This is a genomic window from Micromonospora sp. NPDC047762 (genome assembly GCF_043204655.1).
Lineage (GTDB): Bacteria > Actinomycetota > Actinomycetes > Mycobacteriales > Micromonosporaceae > Micromonospora.
Map to the genome: position 1 here is coordinate 88,183 of NZ_JBIDCQ010000008.1, position 16,840 is coordinate 105,022.

Below are 16,840 nucleotides of genomic sequence, written 5' to 3' on the forward strand. Positions count from 1 at the left end.
CCCTGGTGACAACTCGGAACCTCCCCGCAGTCGGAATCCTGCTGGTCGCCGTCGCCCTCAGCGCCGGTTGTGGCAGTGACGACGACGGCAACCCGACCGCGACCCCGTCCGTCTCGTCCGAGGCGGCCCCGACCGGCCTGCCGACGCCCCAGGCCGCACCCAGTGCCGACGGCGCGACCCCGCCCCCCGCCGCCCAGGGCACGACGCAGCGACGGCCGGCCAGCCCGCCGCCGGTGGTGCTGCCCAAGCGCCCGGCCAGCGCGCCCGGCGCGAAGCAGGTCGTCGACGCTTTCCGGGCCGCCGGTCTGAAGGTGCCGCACCCGAAGGACCGTTCGGTCGACTGCGGGCCGGACGGCCTCGGCCTTGGCTGTTCCGAGCTGATCGCCACCGACGCCGTAACGGTGTACGTCTTTCCGGACGAGACCAGCGCCAGTGACATCGCTGAGACGTGGGGTGGCCAGTCGTACCGGCGCGGCGCGGTGGTGTTGAACTACCTGGAGGCGAAGACCCCGGCCGCCGACCGCCCCGGCTACGAGAAGGCCCTCGACAGGCTGGGTTGAGCCGCCAGCGTGGCCGGAGCATGTTGTTCTTTTGACAGTGATGTCTGTGAGTCATCGTGATGACTCACAGACATCAAGCTCTCTGCGGAATTGCCCTCGGCGGGTCCTCGGCGGGTCAGCCGCGCAGGCGTAGGCCCCGGGGGGTGGCCCGGAAGCCGGCGGCGGTCAACGCGTCCCGCAGCGGCGACGAGTGCACCGCCTCGCCGTCGGCCCGCTCCACCGACATCGCGCCCAACGCCCCCGAGTGGACGGCGTCGGCGAGCGCCTTGCCGGCCGCGGCGAGCGCGTCGGTGTCGTCGGTGAAGGAGAGCAGCGTTCGGCCGCCGCGTTCGACGTAGAGGACGAGGTCACCGCCGACCTGCACCACCAGGGCGCCCGCCTTGCGACCGGCCCGGTGCCCGGTCGCCGGGGTGGCGCCGTCGCCGGAGTCGATCACCCGTTCCGGCCAGGGCAGCGCCGCACCGTACGGGTTGGCCGGGTCGGTCGCGGCAAGCACCGTCGCCACCGCGCCCCGACCCCGGGCGCCGTCGGTCGGCTCGGCCAGCGCGCGCAGCCGGTCCACAGCACCGGGTACGGCGAACTGCGCCGCCCCGAGCCCTTCGACGAAGTAACCCCGGCGGGCCGCGCCGCGCTCCTCCAGCGCCGACAGCACCGGGTAGACCGCCGAGAACCCACCGACCACCTGCTCGGCCATCACCGCGCCCCGGGTGACCACCCCGTGCCGCTCCAGCAGCAGATCGGCGAGCGCGGCGGCCCGTCGGGTCGGGTCGAGGTCCCGCTCCGGAAGACGCGACCAGCGGCCGGCGACCGTCGGCGGGCCGCCCCGGGTCGGCAGCGCCACCCGACCGGGCCGCCGGTAACGGGTGCGGGGCGCGGACGGCCGGGAGCGGTGCGCGCCGCCGGCGCCGAGCACCGCGCGCAGCGGGGCGAGGGTGTCGTTGCTGAGGTATCCCGCCCAGACCAGGTCCCAGATCACAGCGGTCAACGCGGCATCGTCGGTCGACCCGACCCGGTCGGCCAGCGGGCGGAAGAAGAGCGCCTGCCCGTCGCCGAGCGCGTCGAGCACCGCGTCGTGCAGCGGGGTACGGGTCAACGCCTCGTCGGGCGGCGGGAGCAGCAGCGGTGCGGCGTCCGCGTACGCCAGGGTGACCCAGCCGTCGCCCCCGGAGATCGCGCCCGACCCCGCCCAGAGCACCTCCCCGCTGGCGCACAACTCGTCCAACTGGGCGGGGGAGTAGTCAGCCACCCGGGCGGGCAGTACCAACCGCTCCAGCGCTGACGCCGGAACCGCAGTGCCCTGCAACTGCTCCACGGTGGCGGCGAGCGCCTCCACACCTCGTGCGGACGAGCCGACCTGCTGCCAGCGCGGCAGGAACGTGGCGAGGGCCCGGGGCGGCACCGGCTCGATCTCCCGGCGCAGCGCCGCCAGCGAGCGGCGACGCAGCATCCGCAGCACCTCGGCGTCGCACCACTGGGCGCCGGCCGAATCCGGTGTGAACTCCCCGGAGACCACCCGCCCGGTGGCGCCGAGCCGGCGCAGCGCCTGCTCGACGACGAACACCCCGAGCCCGAACCGGGCCGCGCAGCTCGCCGCGGCGAACGGCCCGTGGGTGCGGGCGTAGCGGGCCACCAGGTCACCAAGCGGATCGGCCACCGGGGCGAGGTACGCCTCGGCCACCCCCATCGGCAGCGCCACGCCGAGGGCGTCGCGCAGGCGGGCGGCGTCCTCGACACCCACCCAGCGCTGCTCGCCCGCGATCCGGACCCGCAGCACCCGGCGGGTGGCCTCCAGCTCACTCAGCCACGTCTCCGGCACACCCCGGTCGGTCAACTCGGCGTCGCTCAGGTCACCGAGCACCCGCAGCAGCTCGACGACGTCCTCGGCGTCGCGGGGGCGGCGCTGCTCGGTCAGCCACCGCAGTTGCCGGTCGGTCTCGGTGAGCACCGCCGGGTCGAGCAACTCCCGCAGGTCGACACGGCCGAGCAGCTCGCCGAGGAGCGTGGAGTCGAGGGCGAGTGCGGCGGCGCGGCGCTCGGCCAGCGGGGCGTCACCCTCGTAGAGGAACGCGCCGACGTAGCCGAACAGCAGCGACCGCGCGAACGGCGACGGCGCGCTGGTCTCCACCTCGACCAGCCGCACCTTGCGGGTGGCCAGGTCGCGCATCAACCCGGCCAGCGCCGGCTGGTCGAAGACGTCCTGGAGGCACTCCCGGGCAGCCTCCAGGGTGACCGGGAAATCCGCGTACTCGCGAGCGACGTCGAGCAGTTGCGCGGCCCGCTGCCGTTGCTGCCAGAGCGGTTGGCGGCGCCGCGGGTCGCGGCGCGGCAGCAGCAGGGACCGGGCGGCGCACTCCCGGAAACGGGCGGCGAACAGGGCGGAGGTGCCTACCGACTCCTCCACGAGCTGGGCGATCTCGTCGGGCTCGAAGACCACCACGTCGGCGCCGGGCGGCTCGTCGGCGGTGTCCGGAAGACGCACCACGATGCCGTCGTCGGAGGGCATCACCTGGGCGTCGACCCCGTACCGCTCGGCCAGCCGGCGGCCCACCGCGAGGGCCCAGGGTCCGTTGACCCGGGCACCGAGCACGCTGTGCACGGCCAGCCGCCAGTCACCCAGCTCGTCGCGGAACCGCTCGACCACCACCGTGCGGTCGTCGGGCAGCGAGCGGGTGGCCTCCCGCTGCTCGCGCAGGTAGGCCATCAGGTTGCCGGCGGCCCAGTCGTCCAGCCCACCGTCGCGCAGCGCGGCCACTGCCGCCTCGTCGGTCTGGCGCAGCAGGGTGCGGACCCGGGCGCCGATCGCCCGACCCAGCTCCACCGGCCTGCCCAGCTGGTCGCCCTTCCAGAACGGCATGCGGGCGGCCTGCCCCGGGGCGGGCGAGACCAGCACCCGATCCGGAGTGATCTCCTCGATCCGCCAGGAGGACGAGCCAAGCAGGAAGACGTCGCCGACCCGGGACTCGTAGACCATCTCCTCGTCCAGCTCGCCGACGCGGGCGGCCCGTTCGGCGCCGGCCAGGAAGACCCCGAACAGACCCCGGTCGGGGATGGTTCCGCCGCTGGTCACCGCCAGGCGTTGCGCCCCCTGGCGGCCGGTGAGCACATCGGTGGCCCGGTCCCAGACGAGCCGGGGGCGCAGCTCGGCGAACGCCGTGGACGGGTAGCGGCCGGAGAGCATGTCGAGCACGGCGTGCAGCGCCGAGTCGGGCAGCTCGGCGAAGGGCGCGGCCCGGCGGACCAGCACGGCCAGGTCGCCCAGCGCCCACGGCTCCAGCGCCACCATCGCCACGATCTGCTGGGCCAGCACGTCCAACGGGTTGCGCGGGTAGTGCAGCTCCTCGATCGCGCCGGCGGTCATCCGCTCGGCGACCACCGCGCAGGAGAGCAGGTCGCCGCGGTGCTTGGGGAAGACCACCCCCCGCGAGACCGCGCCCACCTGGTGCCCGGCCCGGCCGACCCGTTGCAGACCGGCAGCCACGCTGGGCGGCGCCTCGATCTGCACCACCAGGTCGACGGCGCCCATGTCGATGCCGAGCTCCAGGCTGGAGGTGGCCACCACCGCCGGGAGCTGGCCGGACTTGAGCGCTTCCTCGATGTGCTTGCGCTCCTCCCGGGAGACGCTGCCGTGGTGGGCGCGGGCGATCACGGGCGCTGCGCCGCTGGCCGCGCCGGACTGGGCCATCACCTCGGCCGGCGGCCGGTTGCGCACCGGACCGGCGGGACCGCCCCAGCGCTGCGCGCCGGATGTCGGGTCACCGTCGCCCGCCGGGTCGTCGCCGGTCGGCAACCCCTCCGGTACGCCGATCGCGCCCTCGCCCGACGCGGACGCGGCCACCGCCTCGGCGGCCAGCTCGTTGAGCCGGGCGCAGAGGCGCTCGGCGCTGCGCCGGGAGTTGGTGAAGACGATGGTCGAGCGGTGCTGCCCGATCAGGGTGAAGACCCGTTCCTCCACGGCCGGCCAGATCGACGCTCGACGTGGCCCGGGGCCGCCGAGGTCGTCCTCCGGTGGCTGCTCCTGCTCGTCCAGGCGGGTCATGTCCTCCACCGGGACCTCGACGCTGACCTCGATGGTCTTCGGGGTGGCCGGCTGCACCACGTCGACCGGGCGGGCGCCGCCGAGGAACTGCGCACAGGCGTCGATCGGCCGGACGGTGGCCGAGAGGCCGATGCGCTGCGCCGGGGTGGGCAGCAGCTCGTCGAGGCGTTCGAGAGAGAGGGCGAGGTGGGCGCCGCGTTTGCTGCCGGCCACCGCGTGCACCTCGTCCACGATCACTGTCTGGATGCCGCGCAGCGAGTCGCGAGCCGCGGAGGTGAGCAGCAGGAACAGCGACTCGGGCGTGGTGATGAGGATGTCCGGTGGGGTGCGGGCGAAGGCGCGTCGCTCGTCGGCGGGCGTGTCGCCGGTGCGCATGCCGACGGTGATGTCGGGCGGTGCGACGCCCAACCGGGTGGCCGCCTGCCGGATGCCGGCCAGCGGAGCGCGCAGGTTGCGCTCCACGTCGACGGCGAGAGCCTTGAGCGGGCTGACGTAGAGCACGCGGCACCGTTGGCGGGCCTCGGCCGGTGCTGGCTCGCTGGCGAGTCGGTCCAGTGACCAGAGGAAGGCCGCGAGCGTCTTGCCCGAGCCGGTGGGCGCCACGACGAGCGCGTTGCGGCCGGCGGCGACCGACCGCCAGGCGCCGGTCTGCGCGGCGGTCGGGGCGGCGAAGGCGTTGTCGAACCAGGCGCGGGTGGCCGGGCCGAACCCGGCCAGCACCGCGCCGGCGTCTGCGTCTGCCCCGGTCACCGGTCCATCGTGCCCCGCGGGTCCGACATGCACGAGCGACCTCACGACGGAATGAACCAGCAAAAGGCAAAAAGCGTGGAAGGTGCGCTTAATACGTTAAGTCTCACTTAACTGCTTGCTTCCAAGGAGCAACATAAAGTAACTTCACTCGCAACGCGAACCGGGGTGAGGGGATGTGATGGCCGGCGAGCAGCGCACCGTCGAACCGGGCACCGACGTGCTGATTCGCAAGGTCGACAGCCACCTCGCCGCGCTCCGCGCCGGCCTGCACGGCCCCGAGCTCGAGCTCGCCGAACGCCTCGCCCACTGTCTACGCCAGATGGTCCTCTGCACCGCCCAGGCCAGCGCCGCCGACCGTGGTCAGGTCCGCGTGGCAGTGCACTACTTCGTGCTGCGCCGCGAGAGCCGTGGCCGCCTGCTGTCGGTGCGGTCGCTGACCGCCGCCGAGCGGGTGGTCGACCGGGTCGCCCGCCAGCTCGGCCGCCCCGACCTGCTGGCGGAGCTGCGCCGCGACCGCCCCGCACCCGACGACGCGCAACCCCTCAACGACGCCCTCCTGACCTGACAACCCCACCCCACCCCCGTCAATCAGAAAGTTCGCGTCACCGGCCCACCCCCACCCCCGCGCCTCGCGCCCGCCCTGCGCCTCGCGCCTCGCGCGCGCCCTGCGCCTCGCGCCCTGCGCGCGCCCTGCGCCTCGCGCCCTGCGCGCGCCCTGCGCCTCGCGCCCTGCGCGCGCCCTGCGCCTCGCGCCCCGCGCCCGCCCTGCGCCTCGCGCCCCGCCCGCGCCCTGCGCCCCACCCGCGCCCTGCGCCCCACCCGCGCCCTGCGCCCCACCTGCGCCCTGCGCCCCACCTGCGCCCTGCGCCCTGCGCCCTGCGCCCCACCTGCGCCCTGCGCCCTGCGCCCTGCGCCCCACCTGCGCCCGTGCCCTGCCCCGCGCCCCCAGCGCCGCACCCCGCCTGCGCCCCGTGCCCCGCTCGCGCCCCACGGCCCCACCGCCGCACCCCCGTGCCCCGCTCGCTCCCCGCGCCGCACCCCGCCTGCGCCCCGCGCCCCCTACCCCTGGCTGCGGTCCGCGCCCCACGGCGTGCCCCCGTCCTGCCCGCGCCCCGCCCCACCCCCGTCGATCAAGGAGTTGTGGTGGGTGACAAGTGCCCCGTGAAAGACCAAACCGGGCACCACAACTCCATGATCGACCGGGGTGCGCTGCTCGTTCCCCGCGATCTTGCACTTGCTGTCGTGGCATAGCGGACATTCCACGCGAGTCGACAGCCGAAACTGCAAGATCGGCGCGAGCGGGGGAGGGCGGGGAGAGAGCGGGGGAGGTTGCCGGGCTGGGGCTGGGGCTGGGGCTGGGGTTGGGGCTGGGGCTGAGGGGTTGGGGCTGGGGGTCGGGGGTGGGGTCGGGGTGGGGTGGGGTTGGGGCTTGGGGGGCGAATTCTGGCAAAACCGCCCGGCGGGGGAGGAACTGGCGTCTGATCGCTGCTAGGCGCCACCGCTGCCACGGGCGTCGGCCATGTCGATCGGGAGCGCAGGTGCTGGTACTGCTCATCCTCCATCTCGTGGCGGCTCTCGCCGCGCCCCTGCTCGTCCGCCGGTGGGGTCCGCGTGCGTGCTACCCGCTGGCGCTCGCGCCGGCTGCCGCGTTCTGCTGGGCGGTGGCTCGCACCCCGGCCGTCGCCGACGGCGGGGCGGTGGTCGAGACCTACCCGTGGATCCGGCAGTTGGGCCTCGACATCGCCTTCCGGCTCACCACGCTGTCCTGGCTGATGACGCTGCTGATCGGCGGCGTCGGCGCGCTGGTGCTGGTCTACAGCGCCCGGTATTTCGGCGCCGGTTCCAGCGGGCTGGCGCGGTTCGTCGCGGTCCTGGTCGCCTTCGCGGGCGCGATGCTCGCGCTGGTCTTCTCCGACGACCTGCTGCTGCTCTACGTCGGCTGGGAGCTGACCACGATCTTCTCGTACCTGCTGATCGGGCACAGCACCGAACGGCGGTCCAGCCGTTGGGCGGCGGCGCAGGCGTTGACAGTCACCACGCTGGGCGGACTCGCCATGCTGGTCGGCTTCATCATGCTGGGCGAACACGCCGGCACCTACCGCTGGTCGGAGATCAGCGAGCAGCCTCTGCCCGGCGGCGGGTACCTGGTGGGCGCCGTGCTGCTGATCCTGGCCGGCGCGCTGTCCAAGTCGGCGGTGCTGCCGTTCAGCTCGTGGCTGCCGGTCGCGATGGCGGCACCCACTCCGGTCAGCGCCTACCTGCACGCCGCCGCCATGGTCAAGGCCGGTGTCTATCTGGTCGGGCTGCTCGCGCCGGTCCTCGCCACGGTCGGCCCGTGGCGGCCGCTGGTGCAGGTCGCCGGCGTGGCGACCATGCTGCTCGGCGGGTGGGCCGCGCTGCGTCAGACCGACCTCAAGCTGCTGCTGGCGTACGGGACGGTCAGCCAGCTCGGCCTGCTGGTGGCGGTGACCGGCTCGGGCACGCCCGACGCCGCGTTGGCCGGCACCGCGATGCTGCTGTCGCACGCCCTGTTCAAGGCGGCGCTGTTCCTGGTCGTCGGCATCATCGACCACGGTGCCGGCACCCGTGACCTGCGCGAGCTGTCCGGGGTGCGGCACTGGTCCCGGCCGCTGTTAGTGGTCGCAGTGCTGGCCGCGGCGTCGATGGCCGGTGTGCCGCCGCTGGTCGGCTTCGTGGCCAAGGAGGCGGTGTTCGCGGCGTTCACCGACCAGCCGGTGCTCCTCACCGGCCTGGTCGCCGGGACGGTGCTCACCGTCGCGTACAGCGCCCGCTTCCTCTGGGGCGCGTTCGCCGACCGGCCGGGTGTGGCGCCGGTCCCGCAGGGTTCGATCGCCGCGTCGCTGCTGGTCCCGCCCGCGGTGCTCGCCGGTGTCGGTCTGCTCGCCGGTCCGGCCGCGAGCGTGCTGGACGACCTGCTGCGCCCGTACGCCGATCTGCTCGGCGGTGTCGACGCGCACCTGGCGCTCTGGGCCGGACCGACCCCGGCGCTCGGCCTGTCCGTGCTGGCGCTCGTCGGTGGCGGTCTGCTCTTCGCCGCGCGCGGGCCGCTCGCCCCGGTGTTGGCCCGGCTCCGGTCACCGGTGGGAGGCAACCAGGGGTACGAGTGGGTGGTCGGCCGGTTCGACCGGCTGGCCATCGAGGTCACGGGCGCGACCCAGCGTGGCTCACTGCCGCAGTATCTGGGCATCATCCTGGTGACACTGGTTCTGGTGCCGGGTGCGGCGATGCTTTCCGCCAGCCCTTGGCGTGCGCGGATTCCACTCTGGGACAGCGCGCTGCAACCGGTGGTCGTCGTGGTGATCACGGTGGCGGCGGTGCTGGCGGTCGGCGCCCGTCGCCGGCTGACCGCGATGCTGCTGGTGGGCATGACCGGCTACGGCACGGCGATGTTGTTCGTGCTGCACGGAGCGCCCGACCTGGCGCTCACCCAGTTCCTGGTGGAAACCGCGACGATCGCGGTCTTCGTGCTGGTGCTGCGTCGCCTGCCGGAGCGGTTCTCGGCCCGCCCGCTGCGCCGTACCCGTTGGGTCCGTCGGGTGATCGGGGTGGCGGCGGGTGTGGTGGCCGCCGGGTTGGCCCTCACCGCCGTCGGTGCCCGCCGGGCACCGGACATCTCCGCCGCCTTTCCGGATCTGGCGGTGGTGCACGGGTACGGCCGCAACGTGGTCAACGTGACCCTTGTCGACATCCGGGCCTGGGACACGATGGGCGAGCTGGCGGTGCTGGTGGTGGCCGCGACCGGGGTGGCCAGCCTGATCTTCGAGCGCTCCCGCACCGGGCCGCGGCCGCGCCGGCCCGGCGCCGAGCAGGAGGAGGGCGGACGCGGCCGGCCGGTGTGGCTGCGCGGTGGCCCCACCCTCTACGAGGAGCGCCGCTCCATCGTGTTGGAGGTGGTCATCCGGCTGATCTTCCACACCGTGGTGCTGTTCTCGCTGTTCCTGCTTTTCTCCGGGCACAACGCGCCGGGCGGCGGGTTCGCCGGCGGGCTGGTGGCGGGTCTCGCCCTGGTGGTGCGCTACCTGGCCGGAGGCCGGTACGAGCTGACCGAGGCGGCCCCGATCGGCGCTGGCGCGATTCTCGGCGCCGGGCTGGCAATGGCGGTGGGCAGTGGCGTGGTGGCGCTGCTGCTCGGCGGGTCGGTGCTGGAGAGCGCGAAGGTCGACCGAACCCTGCCACTGATCGGCGACGCCCATCTGGTCACGTCGCTCTTCTTCGACATCGGCGTGTACCTGGTGGTGATCGGGTTGGTCCTGGACATCCTGCGCAGCCTCGGTGCCGAGGTGGACCGGCACATCGAGGCCACTGGAACGGCCAGCGGCGGGTTGGCCGTCGACAAGGGGGACCGGGCATGACGGCGAGCGGTGCGGGGCCGACGTTGGTGCTGGTGCTCGCCGTCGCGGTACTGGTCGGGTGCGGGGTGATCCTGCTGTTGGAGCGCAGCCTGACCCGGATCCTGCTCGGGGTGATCATGCTCGGCAACGGGGTGAACCTGTTGATCCTGTTGGGCGGGCGGTCGGGTGGGGCGCCGATCGTCGGTACGGGTCCGGTGGAGCGGATGAGCGACCCGCTGCCGCAGGCGATGGTGTTGACCTCCATCGTGATCACCTTCGGGTTCACCGCGTTCCTGCTCGCTGTGGCGTACCGCAGTTGGTATCTGTCCGGGGACGACGAGGTGCCCGACGACCTGGAGGACAGGCAGATCATCCGCCGGGCCGGACGCAACGAGGTGGGTACGGTCGATCACGGTGGCGAGGGCCCGAACGGAGACCCGGAACAGGTCGATCCCGAGCCGGCCCGGCGACGGCTACGACGCGGGGACGAGTCGTGATGCGCGCCCTGGTGCCGCTGCCGGTGGTGGTGCCGCTGCTCGGTGCGGCGCTGACCCTGCTGCTGGCCGGGAAGCCCCGAATCCAGCGCGCGATCAGCGTGCTGTGTCTGAGCGGCACGCTCACGGTGGCGGTGGTGCTGCTGGTGCAGGCGTACCGGTACGGGCCGGTGGTGGTGGCGGTCGGGGGGTGGCCGCCGCCGGTCGGCATCGTCCTGGTGGCCGATCAACTGGCCGCGCTGATGGTTGTGGTCTCGTCGGCGGTGACGCTGTGCGTGTTGCTGTACTCGGTGGGCCAGGGGCGCAGCGAGACGAGCGAGACGACCCCGGTGTCGATCTTCCACCCGACGTACCTGGTGCTCACGGCGGGTGTCACGAACGCGTTCCTGGCCGGTGACCTGTTCAACCTCTTCGTCGGGTTCGAGATCCTGCTGGCCGCCAGCTTCGTGCTGATCACCCTGGGGGGAACGGAAACCCGGATCCGGACCGGGTCGACGTACGTGGTGGTCAGCATCCTCTCCTCGATGATCTTCCTGGCGTCGGTGGGTCTGGTGTACGCGGCCACCGGCACACTCAATCTCGCCCAGCTCGCCCAGCGTCTCGACGACCTGCCCGGCGGTGTCCGACTGGCCCTGGAGCTGATGTTGCTACTGGCCTTCGCGATCAAGGCGGCGGTCTTCCCGCTGTCGGCCTGGCTGCCGGACAGCTACCCCACCGCACCGGCTCCGGTCACGGCCGTCTTCGCGGGTCTGCTCACCAAGGTGGGCGTCTACGCGATCATCCGTACCGAGACGTTGCTGTTTCCGGGTGGGCGTGCCCACATCCTGCTCATGGTCGTCGCCGGGCTGACCATGGTGATCGGCATCCTCGGCGCGGTGGCCCAGTCCGACCTGAAGCGCCTCTTCTCGTTCACCCTGGTCAGTCACATCGGCTACATGATCTTCGGGGTGGCGTTGAGCACCGTCGCCGGCCTCTCCGGCGCGATCTTCTACGTGGTGCACCACATCACCATCCAGACCACGCTGTTCCTCGTCGCCGGCCTGGTCGAGGAGCGTGCCGGCAGCACCGACCTGCGTCGTATCGGCGGGTTGGCCCGGGTGGCGCCGCTGCTGGGTGTGCTCTTCTTCATCCCGGCCATGAATCTCGCCGGAGTACCACCGTTCTCCGGTTTCCTCGGCAAGCTCGGCCTGCTCCAGGCCGGGGTGGCCGCCGGCGGGCCGCTGCCCGGGGTGCTGGTCGCGGCCGGCACGCTGACCAGCCTGCTCACCCTGTACGTGGCGTCCCGGGTGTGGAACATCGCCTTCTGGCGCGCGCCCCGGCTGGCCACCAGCGAGCCGGTGATCCAGCTGCCGAGGCTGATGGTGGGCGCCACAGTGGCCCTGGTCGCCCTCGGGCTGGCGTTGACAGTGCTGGCCGGTCCGCTCTTCGACGTCACCACCGACGCGGCTTCGGACCTGCGGCTGCGCACCCCGTACGTCCGTGCCGTGCTGCCGGGCGGTGTGCCGTGACCGGCCCCCCGGAGCCGGCTCCCGACACCCCCGGGCCCGCCATGGTGGGGCGGGGCCGGCTCGGGCGCTGGCGGGACCAGGCGGTGGCGCTCGGGTGGCTGGTGGTGGTCTGGATCCTGCTCTGGGGTGACGTCAACTGGGCCAACCTGATCGGTGGCCTGTTGGTGGGTGCGGCCGTGCTGGTGTTCTACCCGCTGCCGGCGGTCAGCTTCGGTGGCCGGTTGCGACCGTGGGCGCTGCTGGTGTTCGCGGGCCGGTTCGCCGTCGAGCTGGTCAGCGCGAGCCTGCACATCGCCCGGATCGCCGTGCAGCCCGGCTACCGTCCGCACGGGGCGATCATCGCGGTCCGGTTGCGGGTGGCCACCGACCTGAACCTGGCGCTCACCGCCGAGGCGGTCTCGTTGGTGCCGGGCACGTTGATCCTCGAAGTGGACCGGGACTCCGGAACTCTCTACCTGCACGTCCTTGACACCCACAGCCCCAGGGACCTGGACGTGGCCCGGGCCCGCACGCTCACCGTCGAGCGGCGAATCGTCCGCGCGATCGGCTCCACCAGCGAACTGCGCCGACTCGACGTCACCTCACCCGAGAGGGGAACCCGCCCGTGACCACCTTCCTGGCCGTCGTCCTCACCGCACTGCTGTCGGTCACCGCGCTCCTCGCGTTGGCCCGCCTCTACCGTGGCCCATCGCTGATCGACCGGGTGATCGCCGCGGACATGCTGCTCGCCACGATGGTCGCCGGGGTGGGCGCCGAGGCGGCGGTCAACCGGCACGCCACCACGCTGCCCGTGCTGGTGGCGCTCTCCCTGCTCGGCTTCGTGGGTTCGGTGTCGCTGGTCCGCTTCGCCGTCCGGGAGCAGCAGTGATCGCGACGATCGCGGACTGGCTCGGCGCCGGTTGTCTGGTGGCCGGTGCGCTGCTCGCCCTGGCCGCCGGGATCGGCGTACTGCGGTTCCCGGACGCGCTGTCCCGGATGCACGCGGCCACCAAGCCGCAGGTGCTCGGGGTGCTCCTGTTGCTGCTGGGCATCGCGTTGCGGCTGCGGTCCCCGGCGGACCTGGGCATGATCCTGCTGGTGGCGATCTTCCAGTTGGCCACCGCGCCGGTCGCGGCGCAGATGATCGGGCGGGCCGCGTACCGGTCGGGGCGCCTTGACCGGAGCCTGCTCGACGCCGATGAGCTGGCCGAACGCGGATCAGGTGGTGGATCGGCGGGCCCGGCGTGAACGGCCCCGCGCGGTTCCGGTGAACCGGACGATCCGCTCCTTCGGCCCACCCCCAGCGGAGTCCCAGCCAGCGCCGATAAAATAGCGGCATGATCGACTCTTCTGCCCAGGAGGGCAGCAGTAGCCAGCCGGGTCGTGCCCGGCATATCCCCGTACCGACGACCCCGGGAGCCCTGAGCAACCCGTGTTGATCGTCGTTGGTCTCCTTCTGATCATTGTTCTCACTGCCGCCACCGGCTACTTCGTGGCGCAGGAGTTCGGCTATGTCGCCGTGGACCGGGGCAAGCTGCGCCAGCTCGCCGACGACGGCGATCCGGCCGCCGCCCGGGCCCTGACCGTCACCAGCCGGCTCTCCTTCATGCTCTCCGGCGCACAACTCGGCATCACCGTCACCGCCCTGCTGGTCGGTTACGTCGCCGAGCCGTACCTGGGCGGCGGACTCGCCGACCTCCTCGGCGTGGCCGGCGTCAGCGAGGCGGTCAGTCTGCCGCTGTCGGTGGCGTTGGCCCTGGTCATCGCCACCATCGTGCAGATGGTCCTCGGTGAGCTGGCCCCGAAGAACCTGGCCATCGCGCGCGCCGAGCAACTGGCTCGGGCGCTGAGCCGGTCCACCCTCATCTACCTGGCCGTCGCCGGACCGCTGATCCGGCTCTTCGACCGGGCGTCGATCCGGCTGCTGCGCCGGGTCGGCATCGAACCGATCGAGGAACTGCCCAGCGGCGCCACCCCGGCGGACCTGGAGCAGATCATCGCCGAGTCCCGCGAGGAGGGCAGCCTCGACGCCGAGATGTCCACGCTGCTCGACCGAGGTCTGGACTTCCGCGAGCTGACCGCCGGCGAGGCCATGGTGCCCCGCGTCGACGTGCACACCGTCCGGGCGCACGAGCCGGTGAGCCGGGTGGTCGAGCTGCTGGACACCGGCCACTCCCGCTTCCCGGTACGCGGTGCGGAGGGCGTCGACGACGTGCTCGGCATCGTCGGTATCGCCGACGTGCTCGGCGTACCCCCGGGGGAGCGGGCCACCACACCGGTGAGCGCGGTGGCCGGGCCGCCGCTGCTCGTACCGGAGACGTTGCCCCTGCCCACAGTGCTCGACCGCCTGCGGGCCGGGCACCGGCAGATGGCGTGCGTGGTCGACGAGTACGGCGGCTTCGCCGGCGTCATCACGCTCGAGGACATCGCCGAGGAACTGGTCGGCCCGATCCGCGACGAGGACGACCCACCGGACCGGGCACCGGCCCGGCAGGACGACGGGTCCTGGGTGGTGCCGGCCCGCTGGCGGATCGACGAGGTCGCCGACAGCACCGGCATCGCCCTGCCCGAGGCCCCCGAGTACGACACCCTGTCCGGGTTGGTGATGCGGGAGCTGGGCCGGGTGCCCGAGGTCGGTGACCGATTGGAGATCAGCCTGCAACCCGAGGGCGCGGACGGCGAGGTCAACGAGGCGGAGCCCCGGGCGCTGGTCGAGGTGCTGGCCGTGGACCGGCACGTGGCCGACTCGGTGCGGTTGCAGCTGACCAAACCCGAGGTGACCGCATGAGCCCCGGGATCGCACTGTTCAGTTCGGTGATCCTGCTGGCGCTGAACGGGTTCTTCGTGGCCGCCGAGTTCGCCCTGGTGGCCAGCAAGCGCTACCGCCTGGAGCAGGCGGCGGCGAACGGTGGCCGGGCGGCACGGGCCGCGTTGGATGGCGTCCGCGAGCTGTCGCTGATGCTGGCCGGCGCGCAGCTCGGCATCACGCTGTGCACCCTGGGTCTCGGCGCGCTGGCCGAGCCGGCGATCGAGCACCTGCTCAGCCCCCTGCTGCACGCGGTGGGTCTGCCGGACGCTGCCAGTCACCTGATCGCCCTGGTCTTCGCCCTCGGGGTGGTGACCTTCCTGCACCTGGTGGTGGGGGAGATGGCGCCGAAGTCGTGGGCGATCACCGACGCGGAGCGCTCGGCGACGCTGCTCGCGTTGCCGTTCCGCGCCTTCGCCCGGGTTTCCCGGCCGGTGCTCTCCGCGCTGAACGCCCTGGCCAACGCGATCCTGCGGCTGTTCGGCGTCAATCAGCAGGACCAGCTCGCCCAGGTGCACGGCCCGGACGAGCTGCGGATGCTGCTGGAGCAGTCCCGGGAGCACGGGCTGCTCGGTGCCGAGCAGCACCAACTGCTGACCAGCATGCTGGAGTTGCAGGGCACGTCGGTGGCGCAGGTGATGGAACCGTTCGCGACCATGGTCACCGTTCGCCGCGACGACCCGGCCGAGCGGATCGAGGAGGTCAGCCGGGACAGCGGCCGATCCCGGCTCGCGGTGCTCGACGAGGCGGGTGACGTGTGCGGGCTCGTGCACGTCCGGGAGGCGGTACGGGTGGTCACCACCGGACGGGTCGCCAGCGCCGGGGAGCTGATGACCCCCGCGTTCACCCTGCCCGCGACGTCCTCGGTCACCGAGGCGGTGGCGGCGATGCGGGCCCGGCAGTCACAACTCGCGCTGGTCCGCAACGGCGGTGGCCCGGCCCGGCCGATCGGTTTCGTGGCCCTGGAGGACCTCCTGGAGGAGGTCATCGGGGAGTTCGACGACGAGACCGACACGGTGCCCCGCGGGCGGCGGTTGCGCTGACCCCTACGACCCGGCCGCGCCGAGGAGGCGCGGCCGGGCCGGCGCGGCAAGCTTGAGGTACACCCCGACCGGGTAGGCGCGCCGAGTGGGGCCGGCACGGCCCCTTCCGGGGAGGGGGCGTGCGGTGCGGCTGACGGGAGTGTCCCCGGCGTCCGGTGGGACCGGGCTTTCCGTGCAGACCACGCTGCCCAACCCGAGTACCCGACCGGGCCTGCGCCTGCCCGGGCGGGTGACCCTCGCGGCCGGCCCGGACAACGTGCTGGTGCGGCACATCCGTCTCGGCCTGGTCACCACCGTCGAGCCGGACGACCCGTCCGCGCCCCGGCGTCTCATGCAGTTCTTCGACCTGCCGATCGCCGGCCGGTTCGTCGTACCGGCCGGTCGGCGACGGGCTGTCGACTTCGCGTTCCCGCTGCCGTGGGAGACCCCGGTGACCACCTTCGGTGGAGTGCCGCTGCTGAGCCTGCGGATGGGTTTGCGGACCGAGGTGTCCCTCGACCCCGATCTCGACCAGGGGGCCATGGTGCCGGTCTTCGTGCACCCGATCCCCACCCAGCAGCACGTGCTGGCGGCGCTGGACACCCTCGGCTTCATGATCCGCCAGTCCGGGTTGCAGGAGGGCGGGTTGCCGGGGGTGGAACACACCCTGCCGTTGCACCAGCGCTGGGGCTACTGGGTGGGGCCGCTCTACGCCGGCCCGATCACCGAGCTGGAATTGATCTTCGTGACCAACTCGGCGGGTCTGGAGGCGATCCTCTGGATGGACCGCCGGCTGGCGCTGGCCGGCATCACCCACCAGAGCATCAGCCGGTTCCGGATCTGGCACGAGGGCGCCGACCGGCGGGACTGGGTCGCCACGGTGGACGGCTGGATCCGCCAGGCGATCAACCGGCACGCCGCCGCTGCCGCACAGGCCGACTGGTCCGCGCAGATCGCGGGATCGGCCCACGTCAGCCGCCACCCAGACGAGCCGATCCGACCGGGTTACGGCCTCGGTGGCACAGCCGGCGGCGCCGGCATAGGAGGCGGCGGCTCCGGCGGCGGCGACGGCACGTGAACTCCCCCCGCCCTCTGCCTCGCCCCCCCGCGCCGCCCCCGGAGCCGCCGACCCGCGCTGCCCTACGGTCGGTCGATCATGGAGTTGTGGTGGGATGAACATCCCGTTTCGCGCCTTTCGTGAGGCACCACAACTCCAAGATCGACGCGTGCGGAGGGCTCGACGTCGCTGACCTCCGCGATCTTGCACTTTCTGCGGCGACAAATCAGTCGAAAGCGCGCGTTTCGTCAACCGAAAGTGCAAGATCGCAGGCTC

At 73.0% G+C, this 16,840-nt stretch carries 12 protein-coding genes; 11 read left to right on the top strand and 1 reads right to left on the bottom strand.

Annotated elements, in window-relative coordinates:
• Positions 1 to 5 precede the first annotated feature (5 nt).
• A complete protein-coding gene (locus ACGF3C_RS23765; protein ID WP_355009530.1) occupies positions 6 to 560 on the top strand; it encodes a hypothetical protein in 555 nt (184 codons plus the stop codon).
• Positions 561 to 675: 115 nt separating this feature from the next.
• On the opposite strand, the gene ACGF3C_RS23770 is transcribed toward ACGF3C_RS23765, so the two are convergent.
• A complete protein-coding gene (locus tag ACGF3C_RS23770; RefSeq protein ID WP_393225262.1) occupies positions 676 to 5,346 on the bottom strand; it encodes a DEAD/DEAH box helicase in 4,671 nt (1,556 codons plus the stop codon).
• Positions 5,347 to 5,524: 178 nt separating this feature from the next.
• Here ACGF3C_RS23770 and ACGF3C_RS23775 point away from each other — a divergent pair, with 178 nt between their 5' ends.
• From ACGF3C_RS23775 to ACGF3C_RS23820, 10 genes are all read left to right on the top strand, one after another.
• Positions 5,525 to 5,911 carry a hypothetical protein gene (locus tag ACGF3C_RS23775; RefSeq protein WP_393225265.1) on the top strand — a complete coding sequence of 129 codons (387 nt, stop codon included), beginning with the start codon at positions 5,525 to 5,527 and terminating at the stop codon, positions 5,909 to 5,911.
• Between the two features lie 973 nt (positions 5,912 to 6,884).
• Positions 6,885 to 9,719, top strand: a complete 2,835-nt coding sequence (locus tag ACGF3C_RS23780; protein ID WP_393225267.1) for a Na+/H+ antiporter subunit A — start codon at positions 6,885 to 6,887, stop codon at positions 9,717 to 9,719.
• Complete coding sequence (locus ACGF3C_RS23785; protein ID WP_357231946.1) at positions 9,716 to 10,195, top strand: Na(+)/H(+) antiporter subunit C; 480 nt, start codon at positions 9,716 to 9,718, stop codon at positions 10,193 to 10,195. The genes ACGF3C_RS23780 and ACGF3C_RS23785 overlap by 4 nt, the downstream gene beginning before the upstream one ends.
• Positions 10,195 to 11,700 carry a Na+/H+ antiporter subunit D gene (locus ACGF3C_RS23790; protein ID WP_357231949.1) on the top strand — a complete coding sequence of 502 codons (1,506 nt, stop codon included), beginning with the start codon at positions 10,195 to 10,197 and terminating at the stop codon, positions 11,698 to 11,700. The genes ACGF3C_RS23785 and ACGF3C_RS23790 overlap by 1 nt, the downstream gene beginning before the upstream one ends.
• A 41-nt stretch (positions 11,701 to 11,741) precedes the next feature.
• A complete protein-coding gene (locus tag ACGF3C_RS23795; RefSeq protein WP_357231965.1) occupies positions 11,742 to 12,308 on the top strand; it encodes a Na+/H+ antiporter subunit E in 567 nt (188 codons plus the stop codon).
• The gene (locus ACGF3C_RS23800) at positions 12,305 to 12,568 is read left to right on the top strand and encodes a monovalent cation/H+ antiporter complex subunit F (protein ID WP_357231952.1); all 264 of its coding nucleotides are present in this window, start codon (positions 12,305 to 12,307) and stop codon (positions 12,566 to 12,568) included. The genes ACGF3C_RS23795 and ACGF3C_RS23800 overlap by 4 nt, the downstream gene beginning before the upstream one ends.
• Entirely contained in the window at positions 12,568 to 12,927 is a 360-nt protein-coding gene (gene mnhG, locus ACGF3C_RS23805; RefSeq protein ID WP_357231968.1) for a monovalent cation/H(+) antiporter subunit G, read from the top strand. The genes ACGF3C_RS23800 and mnhG overlap by 1 nt, the downstream gene beginning before the upstream one ends.
• Positions 12,928 to 13,111: 184 nt before the next feature.
• Positions 13,112 to 14,467, top strand: coding sequence for a hemolysin family protein (locus ACGF3C_RS23810; RefSeq protein WP_357231955.1), 1,356 nt, complete (start codon positions 13,112 to 13,114; stop codon positions 14,465 to 14,467).
• Positions 14,464 to 15,528 carry a hemolysin family protein gene (locus tag ACGF3C_RS23815; RefSeq protein ID WP_357231959.1) on the top strand — a complete coding sequence of 355 codons (1,065 nt, stop codon included), beginning with the start codon at positions 14,464 to 14,466 and terminating at the stop codon, positions 15,526 to 15,528. Before ACGF3C_RS23810 ends, ACGF3C_RS23815 begins: the two co-directional genes overlap by 4 nt.
• Before the next feature lie 124 nt (positions 15,529 to 15,652).
• A complete protein-coding gene (locus ACGF3C_RS23820) occupies positions 15,653 to 16,585 on the top strand; it encodes a sporulation protein (RefSeq protein WP_393225272.1) in 933 nt (310 codons plus the stop codon).
• Positions 16,586 to 16,840: the final 255 nt, after the last annotated feature.